This window comes from Pseudoalteromonas sp. Of7M-16, from assembly GCF_022347805.1.
In the GTDB taxonomy this organism is placed as follows: Bacteria; Pseudomonadota; Gammaproteobacteria; order Enterobacterales; family Alteromonadaceae; genus Pseudoalteromonas; species Pseudoalteromonas luteoviolacea_F.
In genome coordinates, this window is sequence record NZ_JAKRFY010000009.1 from 67,662 (window position 1) to 87,066 (window position 19,405).

Here is a 19,405-nt window from a genome sequence, read left to right on the forward strand (position 1 = left end):
ATGTCACTTAATGTACCCAATAAAGTTGTAGATGCTTACCCGTTAAGCAAAATGCAGGATGGCCTACTGTTTCATTACAGTGAAGAGCAAGATGAAGTGCTTTATCACGATGTATTTCGCTTGAGAATTAGTGGAAAGTTCGATGAAGAAAAGTTTGTAGAAGCGATCGCTTATTTACTTGATAGGCACCCGGTGCTGCGAACTGCATTTGAGTTAGTCAAATTTAGTAAGCCGATGCAATTGGTTTATGCCAATGGCATTACGCGTTTTGACGCACAGGATATTTCAAAACAAAGCGCTGAGCAGCAATCGGAGTTTATAGCTGAACATATAGAGAAGTTACTTCACACACCTTTCGACCTATCTGCGCCCAGTCAGATCCGCTTCTCAGTGGTGGAAGTAAAGCCTGCAGAGTTTCAGCTATTCATTGATGCGCATCACATCATTCTTGATGGTTGGAGTATGGCTAGCTTAATTTCTGAGCTGTTGCAGATGTATTTAAGCCTACAGGGCCTGTGTGAGTCACCAATTCGACCTCAAAATGGACTTACCTACAGGGATTTTGTCAAAGCTGAATTGTTAGAAAATGACAATACAGTGGCCAAGTCATATTGGCAAGAGAAGCTCAGCGACCATGAATACAGCCCGGTAACGTCTAAAGGTGAGTCACAAAAAATAGCGGTTAGCACGTTGTCTCATGGCTTGCCGATACTGGCGCTAGAACGCTTTTGTGAACACAACAAATATCGCCTTAAAGATGTGCTTATGGCGGCTTATTTGCGTGTGGCGGCAATGCTAACAAGCCGCACTGATACCACTGTCACATCTGTTGTGAATGGTCGGTTAGAAGAAAAGGGCGCAGAGCATGTCGCAGGCCTGTTTGTTAACTTACAGGCTATTAGAGCGGACTTGAGCTCACTGTCGTGGCGTCAACTGATTGAACAGGTGATTGAGCAGCAAAAAGAGCAGATGCGCTTTCGTCGCTATCCTTTTGCTAACATCGTTCAGCAACAAAACAATCCAATCAGTGACTTCTGTTTTAACTTTGTACATTTTCACGTCTATAAGGGATTACAGGGTATAGAAGGGTTCCAAATCCTTGATGGCGAGATCATTGAAAAAAGTAACTTTAAAGTTTCGACCACCTTTAATCTAAAAATGACAGGGGAACTTGATCTGTTATTGAGCTATGACAAAGCGTTCATTTCGACTGACTTTGCCGAGCGAATATGCGGTTACTTCCAGCGTGCACTTGAACAAATTATCGACAGTGTAGACAGTCCGGTGATGAGCTCAAGCTTGTTGAGTGCAGAAGAGACGACTCATTTGCTTTACGGTTTTAATGGTATCTATCCGCAAACCACCAGTGTAACGCGTTGCTTGCATCAGGAATTCGAAGCGCAGGTGGAAAAGTCACCAGATGCAATTGCAGTGGTGTTCAATAATGAAAAGCTGACCTACCAGCAGTTGAATTGCAAAGCGAACCAGCTCGCACAGTACTTAAAGCAACAGCACAACATTGGTCCTGACTCCTTAGTTGGGCTATGTGTTGAGCGCTCAACAGAATTAATTTTGGGCACACTGGCGATTTTAAAAGCGGGCGGTGCATATGTGCCACTCGACATTCAGTATTCAAAGTCAATTATCACCAAGCGTATAAACGATGTTGGTTTGCAGCTGGTGATCACCAAAGACAGTTGTGCTCACCTAGTCAGTGAGGCTGCCCCGAGCGTGGTTAACTTATCTGACTGGACAGCCTTTGACTCATTTAGCAGCAACAACTTAAACGACAGCCAACATGTCGACACCTTGGCATATATCCTCTCGACTTCTGGATCAACGGGTGAACCTAAGCTTATCAGCATGCCTCATAAGCCTTTAGTCAATATGATCCAAGGCATGAGAAGTAGCTGCGCGGAAATGGACAAAGCACACAGCGTTTTACAGTTCTCGTCTATCGCATTTGATATGAGTTTTACTGATATCTTCTTAGCACTGCTTCAGGGCGGCACCCTGCACATGATAGGTGAATCTGAGCAGTTTAATGTAGAGCTCCTTGTACCGCTTATCATTGATAAAAAAATTAGCATGTTGAACTTGCCTTATCCCATGCTGCAAATGCTCGCTTGCTACTGTAACGACAATGATATTTACCTCAGCAATGTTGAAGTGGTTATTTCGACAGCGGCGTTATTGATAGTAACTCAAGAAATCAGAAGGTTCTTTAAGCGACACAGTCAGATCCGTACTGTCAACCAGTATGGGCCTTCTGAAACACATGTTTGTACATCTAATACCATGTCCTTTGACGTAGATAGTTGGCATGACAGCATTTCTATTGGTAGCTCAATTGCGAATACCCACTGTTACGTGCTGGACCAGTGTGGAAATCTGGCCCCATTTGGTGTGAATGGTGAGCTATATATTGGTGGTGATTGTGTTTCTCGTGGCTATTTAAATAATTCCAAGTTAACTGAGCAGCGCTACGTGCGCGACCCATTTGCACAATCTGAGCAAGCACTGATGTACCGCAGTGGCGATATTGTACGTTGGCTATCCAATGGAGAGTTAGAGTACGTAAGCAGAGCGGATGATCAGGTAAAAATACGAGGTTTCCGGGTTGAAATAGGCGCCATCGATACGGTGTTAAGTAGCCTTGCAGGGATCACTGATTCCTGTGTTATCGCGGATGTTGAGAACGACATGCTTATTGCCTACTTCAAGAGCGACGAAGCGATAGACCTTGAGCAAATGAAGAACAGCTTCCGTGAAGCTCTGCCAGACTACATGGTGCCTGGCGCATTTGTAGCGGTCTCTGATTGGCCGTTAACAGTGAATGGCAAGGTAGACAAAAGAAAACTTCCACCAGTATCTCAGCGACTGACTGAGAATGACTACCAAGCCCCAGAAACTGAATTGGAAATATTGATTGCTGGTGTTTGGCAGACTTTGCTTGATGTGCCACAAATTAGTCGCACAGATGACTTTTTCAGCCTTGGCGGCCACTCAATTTTGGCGACGCGATTGGCGGCAGTATTGAGTGAAAAATTAGGTACAAAAGTGGCGCTTAAGCAGATATTTATGCAGCCGGTATTAAGTCAGCTAGCGAGCGCAATTGAAAGCTTGCTGCCTAAGCAAGCGGAGCGCATTGAGCGCGCCGATCGCGACCAAGCCTTACCACTGTCATACGCGCAGCAAAGGCTTTGGTTGCTAGACAAAATCGAAGGTCAAAATGCACACTATAATATTCCAGCAGTCCTGACCCTAAAAGGCACGCTGAATGAAGGTGCACTGGTTGCGAGCCTTCAGGAGTTGGTTAACCGTCACGAGGTATTGCGTACGGTTTATCGCCAGCAGGACTCAGCAGAGCCGCTTCAATCGATTTTGTCCGATGTAGATATGCACGTGCCTATTCATGACGTAAGTGAGTTTGCGGCTGAGCAAAAGAGTACCAGAGTTGAGCAACTTATTGAGTTAGAAAAGAGTGAAGGGTTCAATTTACAGCAAGATTTGATGCTCAGAGCACACTTAATTAAAACTAGTGCATGTGAGCATTTACTTCTTGTAACAATGCATCATATCGCGTCAGATGGCTGGTCTTTAACTCTATTCATCAACGAATTTTGCGCACTGTATCAAGCGAAAGTAGAAAAGCAGCAAATTAGCCTATCTGAATTGCCAATTCAATATGCTGATTATGCCGCTTGGCAAAGGCAGGTTCTGCAAGGGGAGACCCTCTCAAAGCAAGTCGATGCTTGGCAAGAAAAACTGCAAAACTTACCTGTTGTACATCAGCTGCCGCTCGATTTTCCAAGACCAGAGGTGCAAACCTTCTTAGGTAAAAAGTTCACTCACCGTATTGATAAAGCCACCTCAGAGAAGTTGTATCGTGTTTGTGAATCACTTAAAGCAACACTATTTATGGGGCTACATGCTAGCTTTAGCGCCTTATTGTCTTTGTACAGCAAAGAGGAAGATATTGTTGTAGGCAGCCCAATTGCCAACCGAGAGCAAGCGGAAGTCGCAGATCTGATAGGCTTCTTCGTGAATACGTTGGTGTTGAGAAGTAACTTAAGCGGCCAGCCAAGTTTTCTCGATTTGATAGCCCAGAGCAAAGAGATGCTGCTGTTTGCTTACGAGCACCAACAGGTTCCGTTTGAGCAGTTAGTAGAGGCGTTACACCCAGAACGAAGTGTGCAGCATAGCCCACTGTTCCAAATCATGCTGACGTTGCAAAACAACGACAAAACTGAGTTTAACTTACCTCAACTAGATGTCGAGGTGCATGATAGTGAAGAGATCGGGGTCAAGTATGATCTAGCGCTGAACGTTTCAGAAGACGGATCTGGATTGTTATTGGAGTGGGAATACAACACGGAGTTATTTGCAGAGAAAACCATCGAGCGAATGGGGAGTCATTTTGAAAGACTCATCGCTAGCTTGGTTGAACAGCCAGAGCTGGCTTTTTCTCAACATGAATTTACCACCGATGAAGAGCGCATTTGGCAAGCGCGTGTTGGCACCGGCAGCGCAATTGATATTGACTCCGTTGGTTTGGGTGAGTTGTTTGAGAGGCAAGTTGCCAGCGCGCCAAATCAAACTGCATTAATTTATCAAGGCAAGCAGACCAGCTACGCAGAGCTCAGTGAGATGGCGAACAGTGTTGCGCACCGTTTAGTCACACAAAACAAATCAGAGCAGCAATTAGTAGGTGTGCTTGTTGAACGCTCAGAATTAATGGTGGCTTCGCTGCTAGGTGTTCTAAAATCTGGGGCTGCATATGTACCACTTGACCCAAGTTATCCCGTTGAACGCTTAGATTATATTATTGAACATGCGGGGATTAGTTGTATTTTGACTACCCAGAGCATGCAAGGTTTAATCGCCCCCAGTGATGATGTTGACGTGATCTGTGTTGATCAATTAGAGCGTAACTCTGAGCTTGTGGTACGAGAGAGTCGTGCCTCAAACGCTGAAGAACTGGCATATGTGATATACACGTCTGGTTCAACAGGAAAACCTAAAGGTGTGCAAGTTACTCACGGTAATATCGTGAACTTTTTCACCGGTCTTAATCATTATTTTGCACCGCATGAAACAACTCAGCGTTGGTTAGCAGTAACCAGTATTTGCTTTGATATATCTGTGTTAGAGATTTTCTGGACCCTTTGTCAGGGCCACGAAGTCGTACTGATGCCTGAAAAGCCAGTCAAAGGGCTTGTTTCAAATGAGGTATTGGCAAGCTTAGATGAGTCTACTCGACGCCGAGTCGAGTTCCAGCAGTCGATGTTTTCTACACAAGCTCTGTCTGTTCAAGATGTTCAAGCACTGATTATTGAGAATAACGTGACGCATCTGCAATGTACGCCGTCATTTGTGAAGGGCTGGAACCGCTCTGCACAAGGGGTTGCAGCATTGGGCCAACTCCAAGCACTACTGGTTGGTGGAGAAGGCATTGCAATTCAAGAAGCAAACCTACTACTGGACCACCTAGGTGGGCACATGTTCAATATGTATGGCCCGACAGAGACAACAGTGTGGTCGTCAATTTCTGAAATTAAGAAAGATCAACTCACCATAGGGCAGCCAATTGTAAATACACAGTTTTATGTTTTGGACAAATGGCAAAAACCAGTGCCACAAGGGCATGTTGGTGAGCTTTTAATTGGTGGCTTAGGTGTGACATCTGGTTACTACAACAGTCCAGAGTTAAGCGCACAGCAGTTTGTATCTATGCCAAATTATTCACCCTCCACCCTGTATAAAACTGGCGATTTGGTGCGTGTCAATGAATTAGGCCAATACGAGTTTGTGGGCAGACTGGACAGCCAAGTCAAGGTAAATGGCTATCGCATTGAATTGGGTGAAATCGAGCGTGTATTGCAGTCTTTATCACAAGTAAAAGACGGTGCTGTCTTGTGTGTAGATGGTGATAACGGCAACAAACGTTTATTGGCATTTGCTGTTACCCAGCAGGATAGTACTGATTTTGAACTACGTTCGGAGCTGAGCCTAAAACTCGCCAATTATATGGTGCCAGAGCATGTTTATCTGTTGGATAGCATGCCTCTTACACCAAATGGAAAAACCGATAAAAAGTCACTGTATAGTTTAATTACTGAACCCACACAAAGCACACTTTTAGCGCCTGAGAGTGACGATGAGCTGCAACTCGCCAGCATATGCGCCGATGTTCTCGGGGTGGAAGTGAGTGCGATTAATATGCGGGCATCGTTTTTTGAAGTTGGTGGTCACTCACTGTTGGCAACCCAGTTTGTCGCATCACTCAATGCCAAGTTTGGTATTGAGTTAACCATGCGACAGTTATTTGAATTGAATGATTTAGCATCATTATCCAAGCACATATCAGATCTGCAGATCCATAAACAATTAGAACAAGAATTAAGAAATTTATCGCACGACGATATTGAAGAGGTAGAACTGTAAATGAAAGATTTGTTTATCAAATTGGCAAAAGAAGGTGTTGAGGTTTACCTGCAAGATGGGAAACTTAAAGCGCGTGCACACAAAGGTGGTTTAAAGCCTGAATTACTAAACTTAATCAAGGAAAATAAAGCACAATTATTGGCTTACTTAAATGAAGCGCAATCACAAAAAGTGTCTGTTGAGCACAGTTCAATCGCGCAATTTTGTGCTGAAAACACCAGTGAGCCTATCTCTTTTCAGCAGCAAAGAATTTGGTTTATTGATCAGTTTGAAGGCAGTTCTAGCCAATATAATTTACCTTTATCCGCAAAAATAAAAGGGTGTTTTGATCTAGATATTGCACAGCAGTCATTTGAAATTTTACTCCAGAGACATCAATCACTGCGCACAAACTACCATGAGGTAGAGAACGAAACACAAGTCAGTGTGCAACCTCAGTATTCGTTTAATGTCACTGAAGTGGACCTTAGCCATCTAAATGCAGATGAGCAGCAAACTGAGTTAGAGCAGTTTACTAAAACGTTCCACGCGCGTGAGTTTGATTTATCAAATGATGTGCTAATCGATTGCGCGTATGTGAAGCAACAAAGTGACCTTGGGGTTTTATTGGTTGTCGTTCACCATATTGCGTCAGATGGTTGGTCGATGCAGGTACTCGTCAAAGAATTTATTGAAACCTATCAAGCTTTATCTGCCGGTCAGCAACCAGATCTGCCTGAACTGACAATTTCCTATTCTAACTACGCGAACTGGCAAAGAAACTGGCTGCAACCTAATGTGATAAGCAACAGTGAGTCATTTTGGTTAGAAAATCTAAGTGAAGCCCCAAGTTTACATAGCTTGCCTTTAGACAAACCTCGACCAGTTAATCAAAGCTACAACACAAGTGTGTGTGTTTCAGAGTTACCAAGTGCGCTTTTGGCGTCGCTTAAACAGTTAGCGGCAAAAGAAAATTGCACTTTATTTATGCTCGTTCATGCAGCGTTGTCCCTTGTGCTTATGCGCTATGGGCGTTTAAATGACTTAGTCATCGGTACGCCAGTGGCGAATCGAAACCAGGCTGAACTGGCTAATATGGTTGGCTTCTTTACCAACACAGTGTTACTTAAAAGTACACAGCCAACGTCAGGTACTTTCCAAGATTATCTAAAAGAAGTACGTGAAGTAAATTTATTGGCCCAAGAAAACCAAGATGTACCATTTGAGCGCATTGTGGAAATTGTAAACCCACAGCGCAGCACAGCTTATGCGCCACTGTTCCAAATTGAGCTCAATATGAATAACACCGGGGCGCATAGCAGTCGCTTCGAATTTGCAGGCTTGGAGTTGGAAGTACTTAAAGACTTGGATCTAAGAACTCCGTTAGATTTGATGGTGTCTGCCAATGAGCTTGATGACGCGTTAGAAGTGAAATTTATTTACTCTTCAGACTTGTTTGATGCGGCCACAATCAATCAGTTATCGAACAGCTTAGCGCATGTACTGGCAACAGTTGCTGACGATATAGGTGTTGATCTGACTGAGTTATCGTTACTTGATGATACCCAGCAAAGCCTAGCACTACCAGATTTCACAACCACGCCATCAGCAGGTTATTTTCATCAACTGGTAGAGCAGGCTGCCAACTCTAACCCTGATGCGATTGCAATCCAAAGCGAAGCTGGCACTATCACTTATGCAGAGCTAAATGCAAAAGCCAATCAGCTTGCGCGCAGTATGCAAGACAAAGGGTTGGTGCGAGAAGACCGTGTCGCAATTTGCTTGAATCGCTCTATCGAATTCGCGATTTCAATGTTGGCGGTTGCTAAGTCTGGCGGGGCGTTTGTTCCCGTAGACATTAGTATGCCAGAGGAACGAATTGCGTATATTCTGCAAGACACAGCAGCGACGATTGTCCTGACAGAGCAAGAGATCATGGCAGAGCTGCCGCTTGAGGGTCAAAAAACAATCCTTGTTGACCCAATGTGGTTTGAGCGCTTTTGTGGCGCTTTATCCAGCGAAAACCTTGAGTCCCAAGGTGATGGGTGTCAGCACAACCTAAGTTATGTGATCTATACATCAGGCTCCACAGGTGAACCAAAAGGGGTGGCAATAGAGCATGGCGCTTTGGCCAACTTTATTGACAACCAGACTGATATTCTAGCCTTTGATCAAAACTCAGTGGTATTGAATGTTCTGTCTTTCTCATTTGACGCGGGTATAGGGCTGCTGTGCAGTGCATTATCTTCTGGTGCGACTACAGTGATAGCGCAAGCCGACGAACCATTTTATGCACTGATTGATCAGCATCATATTAGCCACATTTCAGTGACATCACTGATGTTGAAAACGATCCCAGAGCAAAATTACCCAAGCTTACAAAGCTTGGTAATTGGTGGGGACAAAGTACCGAGCAAAATGCTTGAATTCTGGCTCACTCAGTGTCGAGTCATCAACGAATATGGGCCTACAGAGGCCGCGGTGACTGTGCTGTCAAATGAGTGCTCGCTCGAAGAGCCTATTAACATTGGTACACCGTACAAAAATGTTCAAACATTGGTATTGGATGACAACTTAAACTTAGTGCCTGCTGGTGGTATTGGCGAGTTGTATTTGGCTGGTGCGCAGTTGGCTAGGGAATACCTCAACCAGCCTAAATTAACTCAACGAGCGTTTATTGCGAACCCTTATACAGCAGATACAAATGCCCGATTATACAAAACAGGTGATTTAGTACGCGCGCTACCAAGTGGCAAATTAGAGTTTGTTGGTCGCGTCGATGAACAAGTAAAAGTCCGTGGATATCGAATCGAACTCAGTGAAATTGAGCATCAAATCTCTTTAGTCGACGGTGTTGTCTCCAACATCGTTATTGTTGCACAAGATGATGTTGGTAATAAGCGCATTATCGCGTATGTGGAAAGTACACACGCTGATGAGCGCTCATTAGCTCGGTTACTTGGTGAAAAGCTACAAACAGCCTTGCCGGATTACATGATCCCAGCAGCCTTTATTAAGGTTGCACAATGGCCAAAGACTTTGTCAGGGAAAATTGACCGCAATGCGCTGCCAGAGCCTTCCTTTGCGAGTCAGGACGACGAGATAGTACATGCTGAAAATGAGTTAGAGCGCCAGTTGGTGGCTATTTGGGCTGAATATCTGAAATTGGATGAAGCGCAAGTCAGCGTGACAGCAAATTTCTTTGAACTCGGCGGTGATTCAATTCTCTCAATCCAGATTGCGTCAAAAGCTGCACAACAAGGGCTGCACTTCAGAGTCAAAGACATATTTGCCGCAAAGACCATTCGCGCCTTGACTGAATATGTTTCTTGCACAGATGCGCAAACTCACGATCAAGCGCCAAGTGCAGGTCAGATGCAGCTTATGCCTATTCATAGTGAATTTTTTGCCGATGAAACGCAGTGGCATCACTATAATCAGTCTTTGTTACTCAATGTATCAAGTAAGCTCGCACAGTGCCCATTCGGTGACTTTGTGCAGCTGCTTGTTGAGCGTCACGATGCGCTGCGCCTGTGCTTTGAAAAATCAGAGTCGGGGTGGCAAGCAGAGTTTCTCCCCCTTGAGCGGCTTGATCTTAACGCGGCATTTCAGTTAGTGGATTTAAATGCGCACCCAGAGATCAGTATTGAAACGTATGCCAACGACATTCAAAAAACACTTAACCCAGCGAAAGGCGAACTGTTCAAACTTGTATATTTCCACGATGCGGATAAGGGACAAGGAAAGCTGTTGTGGGTAGTTCACCACTTGGTCGTCGATGGTGTGTCATGGCGTATTTTAACCGAAGATCTTAATACCCTTGTACAGCAGTGGGAACAAAAGCAAACTTTGGCTTTAAACGCTAAAACAACTTCTTACCAGCAATGGGCTGAGTCTCTGCATGAGCTTGCCAGTTCAGAGCACTATCAAAATCAACTTGAGTACTGGCAGCAGCAAGCAAGCGTTGCAGTGCCAAACTTTGCCAATGGCGATATCAATACCCAAAATGCAGGTACTCACGGGTCTCGCGAAACGGCTCAATTTACATTAAGCGACAACGATACTGCTTTGTTGTTAAACAAGTGCAATGCCAGTTATCGCACTCAAATTAACGAGCTGTTATTTGCTGCATTGAGCTTAGCGAGCAACCGTTGGCGTGACGTGAGTGCGATACGGTTTGACCTCGAAGGACATGGCCGAGATGAGCTTGATGAAGCGATGGATATCAGCCAAACCGTTGGCTGGTTCACGACTTTTTATCCGCTCACTATTCATGCGCAAAGCTCGGACATTGCTGAGACTATTTCTGCGGTTAAAAATGCCTATCGCAGTGTGCCTGACAAGGGACTTGGTTTTGGCCTACTGAAACATTGTACGGGGCAAAATGACGTCGCAAGTTTTTCTAAAAGTGAGCTTAGCTTCAACTATTTAGGTCAAATAGATGCGTCATCTGAGCAACAGGGATTGATGAGCTTGGCATCTGAAAGTACCGGCGAAAATATTAGTCTTGCGAGAAAAGCCGAGCATTTAATGGCGCTCAATGGCATGGTACAAAATAACCAGCTTAAATTTAACCTCAGCTATGACAGCAATACTTATCACGCAAGTGAGATGTCAGAATTTATGGCTGCGTTTAATGGTGCTTTGGTAGACATCATCACACATTGTGCCGATGTTAAACATGGTCGTTATTGTGAGTCGGACTTCCCGCTGGCTTCGGTGAACGAAGCGCAGATCAATGAGTGGGCAGCAAACGCACAAATTGCAGATTTGTATCCCGCAACAGGTATGCAACAAGGTTTGCTGTTCCAATCGACGCGCGAACAGGGGAGTTATGTAACTCAAACTCTGTTGACGGTTGAGTCCATTGAAATCGAAAGCTTTATCTCGGCGTGGCAAATGGTGGTTGCTCGCAACCCTATTTTTAGAACTGAGTTTAGAGGGATTGAAGCGGGCCACTGTCATCAAGTGGTGCGCAAAGAAGCAACTTTGCCTTGGGTTCTGCATGATCTTTCAGCATTGTCTATTGAACAACAAGAAGCGAGACTTGAACAGCTAATCGAAGAAGACAAGCAAGCAGGATTTGATTTTAATAACGCGCCGGTGATGCGTCTGACACTGTGCACCCTTGCTGACGGAAAAATTAAGGTGTTGTGGTCTCACCATCATGCATTACTTGATGGTTGGTGTTTAACGCTGGTTTTCGATGAAGTTACGCAATATTACCGTCAAATCACACAAGGGGTTGAGGTCACACTGGATGAACCGGTTTCTTATCGCAACTATATTGAATGGCTAAGCGCGCAAGATTTAGAGCAAGCGCGTGAAAAATGGCAAGTACGCTTAGCTGATTTCACTAAGGCGACGCCAACCCCACTTTACAAAAGTGAAGAGCTGAGCAATAACGAGCGAGTCTCAAGCGCGCTGTGTTTTGATAGTGATACTACGGCAAGGTTGCAAAAACTCGCACAGGTGGGCCATACGACCATCAACACGCTGTTACAAGCTGCTTGGGCTTATGCATTGTCTATTTATTCCAACGATGAAAATGTGTGTTTTGGTACTGTTGTATCTGGTCGTCCAGCGACTATCGATAATGTCGACAGCATCATGGGACTATTTATCAATACTATCCCAGTTCAAGTCACGGTGGCCCCAGAGAAGGCCTTGCAACAATGGTTAAGTGAGATCCATCAAGAACTGGTTGAATCAAGTGAAATGAGCTTTATACCGCTGGCTGAAATTCAAAAGTTAGTTGCGGATCAGCAATCATTATTTGATAGTTTACTGGTTTTTGAGAACTACCCAGTAGATGAGCAAATTAGCAACAAATCGGCTGAAGCGGGGATCAATGTAACGGACCTCGTACATTTCGAAAAAACCAATTTTGCCATTCAATTGACGGCATCGGTAACAGATAGCCTAGAAGTGAGGTTTGAGTTAGATAACCGCCACTATGTGCAGTCGGATGCTCAGCAATTGGCTGACAGCCTTTCGAACATCATTATGAGTATGCTCAACGAACAAACTCAGTTCGTAAAACAGCTCGATGTTATTGGCGATAGTGAAAAGCTGTTGGAGTCACTTGTGGCGAAAGGGTTTGAAGACTCACAGCAAACTTTGCATGAAGTATTCGAGTTGCAGGCAGCCCGATATCCAAATAAAACGGCCGTTGAAGATGGCAAAACAAGCCTGACGTACAGCGAGCTGAATCAAAAAGCAAACCAGATGGCGCACATCCTATTGGAGCAACATCAAGTCACACCAGACAGCTTGGTCGGTGTGTGCTTGCAGCGCTCGTGCGACATGGCTGTGACGGTGCTGGCTATTTTAAAAGCTGGTGGTGCTTACTTACCACTAGATGCCAGCTACCCCGTTGAACGCATCGAATACATTCTTGGTGATGCGCAGCCAGTGGTGATCATTACCGATGAAACGACCGTTGACTTTTCGGCACTGTCTCAACAGACCCTTTTGAACCTGCACAGTGATGACTTTGTTCACAGCTTTGCTATGCAAAGTACTTGCAGTCCTGAGATTTCAAAACACACAGGGCTGTATGACAAACTTGCCTACGTGATTTATACCTCTGGCTCAACTGGAAACCCAAAAGGGGTGCAAGTAGAGCACCGCAATGCGCTGAGCTTGTTCAGTGCTACAACGGATTTATTTGGTTTCTCAGAGGATGAGGTGTGGGTGATGTTCCACTCCTTGTCTTTTGATTTCTCAGTTTGGGAGATTTGGGGAGCACTGTTGCATGGCGGTAAATTGGTTGTTGTTCCATTTGAAGTATCTCGTGCACCGAGAGAGTTTTATAGCTTGCTTGTTGAGCACCAGGTAACCGTCCTGAACCAAACACCGAGTGCATTTAATAACTTGATTAAAGAGTGTATGGACTGCCCAGCGCACGCTTTGAGGTATGTGATATTTGGCGGTGAGGCACTCACTTTCTCATCATTGCGACCTTGGGTAAATAAGTATGGCTTGGATAAAACCCAGTTAGTGAATATGTATGGTATTACCGAAACAAGTGTGCATGTTACTTATTATTCCATTACCCACGATGACGTATTTAATGATCACAGCAGCAGTAAAATAGGGGCTTTATTACCGCATTTAAGCGCAGTGGTTCTAGATCAACATGGCAACCCGTCCCCAGTAGGTGCTATTGGAGAATTGCACATCGGTGGCAGTGGGGTCACCCGAGGATACTTGCTTAATCCGCAACTCACATCGGAACGCTTTATTGCTAATCCATTTCAACCTCATGCCACACAACCCATGGTAGAAGTGTTGTACAAAACGGGCGATTTAGTGAAGCAATTAGACAATGGAGAGTTTGAGTACATAGGTCGAAACGACCATCAAGTTCAAGTCAATGGCTTTAGAATTGAACTTGAAGAAGTTGAACAAAAAATTACACGTTGTGAAGAAGTTAAAAGTGCTTGGGTTAGTGTCGTTGATAATGCAAAAGGTCAAGGGTCAATTGTTGCCTACATTGTTTTAGAGCAAAGTGCATTGAGTGACTCCGAGGCAATTGACGCGGTTCGAGCTAAGCTGGCAAATACACTTCCTTATTTCATGTTGCCTACTGCCTTTATTCCGATGGAGCAGTGGCCTTTAACGGTCAACGGTAAGTTAGATACAAGCCGCTTGCCAAAGTGGCACGGAGAGCGTGCGCACAACGAATACGTTGCACCTCAAAATGAAGTTGAAGCCAAATTGCAGAGCTTGTGGTGTCAGCTATTAAAGCTGTCACCAAACGAACTCAGTGTGAAGAGAAACTTTTTTGAGTTAGGTGGTGATTCCATTATCGCCATTCAGCTAGTTTCAAAAGCAACTGAAGCAGGCTTATACTTCACAATCAATGATCTATTTGCGACGCCAACAGTGCGCGGCCTCGCTGATAAAGCGTACTCATCTAGCGCTTTAATTGCCGACCAAGGTGATATCGAAGGCACTATCGAGCTGTTGCCGATACAGCAAGAATTCTTTGAAAACGACAATGGGATTAATCACTACAACCAAGCTGTTTTGCTCGAGCCTCCTGTTGATCTGACACTGGCTGATTTACAACACATTGTCGCGCGCTTGTATCAAACGCATGATGCAATGCGGTTGCACTTTGAACAACAGGCTGACTCCTCTTGGGTAGCAACGCACCAGGAGGTAAGTCAAGCACACATCGAATCGGGTATTGCTAAGATCGCGCTAAATGGCGGTGATTGGGAGAGCATATTACCGCAAATTGACGCCATTCAGGCGAGTTTAGATATCGCCACAGGAGAGTTATTTAAAGCAGTACTGATCACTGATGAAAATCGTGCTTATAGGCTTTTATTGGTACTTCACCACCTAGTGGTCGATGGTGTTTCGTGGCGCATAATCATGTCGGATATTGAGCGAATTTATAGTCAATTACGCAATAACAGTGATGACACACCGAGAGTAAAAACCGCGTCCTTCAAGCAATGGGGTGAGTATTTATCTGAGTATGCAACATCTGAGCTATCAGCGCAGGAAGGTGCATACTGGGCATCAGTGACTGAACAAGAAGTTAGTAGTATTGCAAATAAACAAGCGCTGACTGAATTTGAAAGTGCAAGCACTATGGCTGAGAGTGCAATTGCCATCGACAGCAAAGTCACAAATCAGATACTCACAAGTGCGATAGAAAGTTTTGATAGCTCGATTAACGCGCTATTACTGAGTGCATTGCTTGAATCTATAAGCCGTACATTCGATATTGGAAGTATCCGCATTGATATGGAAGGCCATGGACGTGAAGCGCTTAACTCAAACTTAGATCTAAGCGGAACAATTGGGTGGTTCACTTCGGTTTACCCTGTCAATTTTGCTGTTGGTCAAAATCAAGACATAGCTCAGTTGATAGACAGTGTGGGGACGCAACTTTCAAAAGTGCCAAACAATGGCATCGGCTATGGTGCACTTAAATATCTTGCCGAGCTTCCCGCGCTGCAAGGTAGCGTGCACAGTGAACTGGCATTCAACTACTTAGGTCAATTTGACCAAGTCAGTGGTGGTGATGGGGCATTTACATTTGCGCCAGAGAGTGTCGGCCAAGTGGTTTGCCCAACACGCGGCAGCAGCCACCCGCTTTCAGCTAATGGTTACGTGTTAAACGGCGAGCTGAATATCAGCATTGGCTATGATACATCGCTCTATTGTGGTGACCAAATTGCGCAACTAGCAAACACATTTGACTCTGTTTTATCAGAGATCGCAGCGTTATCTGAGCAGCGCTTGAATCAAAACAATATTAATGGAGAGCGGATCGTGCAGCGATATCCTGCAACAGGCATGCAAACCAGTCTACTCATTCAAAACTTGTTTGATAAAGAAAGTTACATCACTCAGAACAAAATTAAGTTTAAAGACCTAAATGTTGAATTATTTCAAAAAGCATGGCAGTCCGTTATGGATAAACATGCCATATTACGAACCTCATTTTCTGGCATTGAGGAGGGGTATGTAGTTCAGTGTGTCCATGAGCGTGCAGAGCTTAATTGGCACCAACATGACTTAAGTGAAGTAGAAGCAAGTCAGCAATTAGAAGCCGTTGAGCGTATTCGCTGCAACGACAGAAAGCTGGGAATGGATCCAAGCATAGCGCCATTGATGCGTATGAATCTGGCTGATTTAGGAGAAGGAGAAAGTTACTTAATTTGGTCACACCATCATGCCTTACTTGACGGTTGGAGTTTAGAGTTAGTCTTTGCTGATGTATTTCAGTGTTACCATGCCTTATTAATGGGTCAGCAGCCGAGCACTGACGGCGCAGTACCATATAAGAATTACATCGACTGGTTGGCACAGCAAGACCTAAAAAGCGCGAAAGCATTTTGGAAAAATGAACTCCAAGAGCGCACTTTTGTCGGCCATTTTTCTGATAAAAATACCCAGTTAAATTCGTCAGAGCCCAAAATATGGCAACGTAACTTTGCCTTACCTAAAAACGTTACTCAGCGTATTCAAGAGTTTGCTAGGTCTGCACATGTGTCGGTTAATGCGGTGGTACAGGGGGCTTGGGCACTTGTTTTAGCCAATACTTTCGCTTCGGATGATGTCATATTTGGGGTAACGACTTCAGGCCGCCCAGCGCAGTTACCTGGAGTTGATAAAACAGTGGGTTTATTTATCAACACCTTGCCAGTTGTGGTCAATGTCGCAAAAAGTGAATCACTCACAGATTGGGTGAAAAATGTACATCACAGGTTTAGCCAAATTAATCAACACAGTTTCCTTTCATTCAATGAGATATTACAAACTGGTAATTTAGCTGGGCCGATCTTTGATAGCCTATTGGTCTTTGAAAACTATCCTCTAGAACAAGGTATTAGAGATCAGCAGTCTCAATTAACTCTGAATGTCTTAGAGATGGATTCGGATGATGAAACGACATTCCCATTGACTGTGAAGGCGTTTGTAAAAGATGAGATGGTCTTCCGCTTGGAGGGTCATTCAGATACCTTTACAGAGCGTCAAATGGATATGTTAGAGCAGTGCTTGAGTAATGTGCTAGCTGACATACCACAACAAGATACTGAGCAAGTGGGCCAGCTCCCGTTATTTGGCGAGCGAGACCTGCAAGAAACTCACTCTCAGCCAATGGCCTCGCAAAAATATAGCCATGATTTGGTTAATTTGCACAACCAGTTTGAGCAACAGGCTCACTTGCACCCGGAAAAAGAAGCTGTTGTTTTTGAAGGTACAAGTCTGACTTATCGCCAATTAAACGAGGCTGCGAATCAACTATCTCATTATTTGATAAATGAAATTGGCGTAGAACAAGGTGATTTGGTGGGCATTTGTTTACCGCACTCACCAGATTATATAGTTGCAATTATAGCCATGTTCAAAGCGGGCGCAGCCTATATTCCGATGGATCCTGAGTACCCGATGGAGCGTCTGGAATATTTCTTGTCAGATGCGAAGCCAAAATTGGTGCTGGCAGATGCGTCAGTTAACATGGCAACAATGGCTGAGCACAGCCCCTTAGTGAGTTTATCTGAGCCTGACTTACAGGCCGCATTGGCTGTTCAATCCAAAGCAAACCCCGGCATCAATGTGTGTGCTCAAGAGTTAGCCTATGTGACTTATACTTCAGGCTCTACAGGAAAGCCAAAGGGTGTGATGGTCGAACAGGGCAACCTATCTCAGACATTTGCCAACTACCAAGAGCACTTCACGCTGGATGCAGATGACGTATGGTCGCTGTCCCACTCCTTTTCATTTGATGTATCCGTATGGGAATTGTGGGGTGCCTTAACGCGCGGCGCTAAAATTGTGGTTGTCCCTTATTGGACGGCTCGTTCACCACAAGCATTGTATGACGTGCTATTAGAGCAGCAAGTCACGATGCTGTGTCAAACGCCAACCGCATTTGGTCATTTAGTTGATGTACAACTCGAAAAAGACACCTCCTTAAACCTTAAGTATGTGGTGTTTTCTGGTGAGGCGTTGAAATTTGCTGATTTACAGCCGTGGGTAGAAAGGTATGGCACGGCGAAGCCTGCGCTGCTCAACGGTTATGGTGTTACCGAGACCACCATTTATTCAATGTTCTATCAGGTCACGATGAAAGATATTTACCAGCCGAGCGTAAATAGCAAGATTGGTGTGCCTATCAAAGGTGTTGAATTCTTGGTTTTAAATGACCAAGGCGAAAAAGTCGCGGCGGGGGACGAAGGTGAGCTCTATATTGCAGGCGCAGGGGTATCGCGCGGTTACCTGCACAAAGAAGCGCTGACGAAGGATCGGTTTGTTCATCTTAACTTCGGTGATGAGCAAAGTACTTTGTATTACAAAACAGGCGATTTGGTTAAGTGTTTGGCTGATGGGGGATACGAATACATTGGTCGCAATGACCATCAGGTAAATATTAAAGGATTTAGGGTTGAGCTGGGAGAGATAGAGCACAAGCTACTGAGTATTGACTTTGTAGACAAAGCGTATGTAACACCAAGCAATGAACACACCATCGCGGCCTTTGTAGTCCTCAACTCAACTGAATTAAACAATCATGATGAGTTGGAACAAGTGCGCAAGTCGCTGGCGGTGAGCCTCCCTTACTACATGCAGCCAGACTCGATAGTGGCCGTAGAATCTTGGCCTCGCACCAATGTTGGCAAAATAGACAGAGAAGCTTTACTGGCTTTCAGTGAGCTATCGGCCTCTGCTGCGTCCAAAGAACCAGAGAAAATAACTGGGCCAGAAACTGAGACTGAGCGGTTTTTAGCACAGCATTGGGCTGCGTTGTTTGAAGTTGAGCTAAACCTTGTGGATATTCACGCTTCTTTTTATCAAAACGCTGGCAACTCACTGATGATGGTGCGACTTACCAACGAAGTGAAAAAAGCCTATTCAGTGAATATCTCAGTGAACGTATTGTACGAGTATTCGACGATCCACCAATTAGCTTCATATATAGATTTATTAGTACACAAAGGAAAAGACAACACGGCTCAACAAAGCGGTGACAGAGAGATGTTTGAACTATGAATATAATGACCTTTATTTTAGAACTACAAAAAAAACAAGTGTTCTTAGCAGTAAATAGTGGAAAGTTAAGCGTTGATGCCCCGAAAGGGGCGTTGGATAGTCAAACTTTCGAAAAACTAAAATTACATAAGAATGAGATTATTGAGCACTTAAGCAAGTTGACCAACGTAGAAGAAGAAATCAAAACTGCCGAATACGCCAATAGTTACCCACTTTCTTTTGCACAGCAAAGGCTGTGGTTTATTGATCAGATTGAACAAAGTAGCGCCAGCTACAATATTCCTTGGGCATTTGAAGTCAATGGAGAGTTTGACATCTCTACGGCATCTAAGGCATTGACTGCGATAATTGAAAAACATGAAGTGCTTAGAACTGTGTATATCAACGACGCCGGACAGGGGCGTCAGCAAGTATTGCCTGATTTTGAATTTGCCATATCAGAGTATGACTTCACACA

General features: G+C 44.5%; 3 protein-coding genes (1 of these 3 running past the window's edge). All 3 read left to right on the forward strand.

Translation table 11 applies throughout. The annotated features are described in order from the left end of the window. Tightly spaced (each overlapping or abutting the next), the 3 genes in view from MHN81_RS11635 to MHN81_RS11645 form a layout consistent with a single transcriptional unit that may run on beyond the window. Complete coding sequence (locus MHN81_RS11635) at nucleotides 1-6,447, forward strand: non-ribosomal peptide synthetase (protein ID WP_239425783.1); 6,447 nt, start codon at nucleotides 1-3, stop codon at nucleotides 6,445-6,447. Next, nucleotides 6,448-18,948, forward strand: a complete 12,501-nt coding sequence (locus tag MHN81_RS11640; RefSeq protein WP_239425784.1) for a non-ribosomal peptide synthetase — start codon at nucleotides 6,448-6,450, stop codon at nucleotides 18,946-18,948. Next, nucleotides 18,945-19,405: the start of a non-ribosomal peptide synthetase gene (locus MHN81_RS11645; protein WP_239425785.1), read on the forward strand. The gene runs 16,270 nt beyond the window's last position; the window shows 461 of its 16,731 coding nt (coding positions 1-461); the start codon lies at nucleotides 18,945-18,947; its stop codon lies off the right edge, out of view. The genes MHN81_RS11640 and MHN81_RS11645 overlap by 4 nt, the downstream gene beginning before the upstream one ends.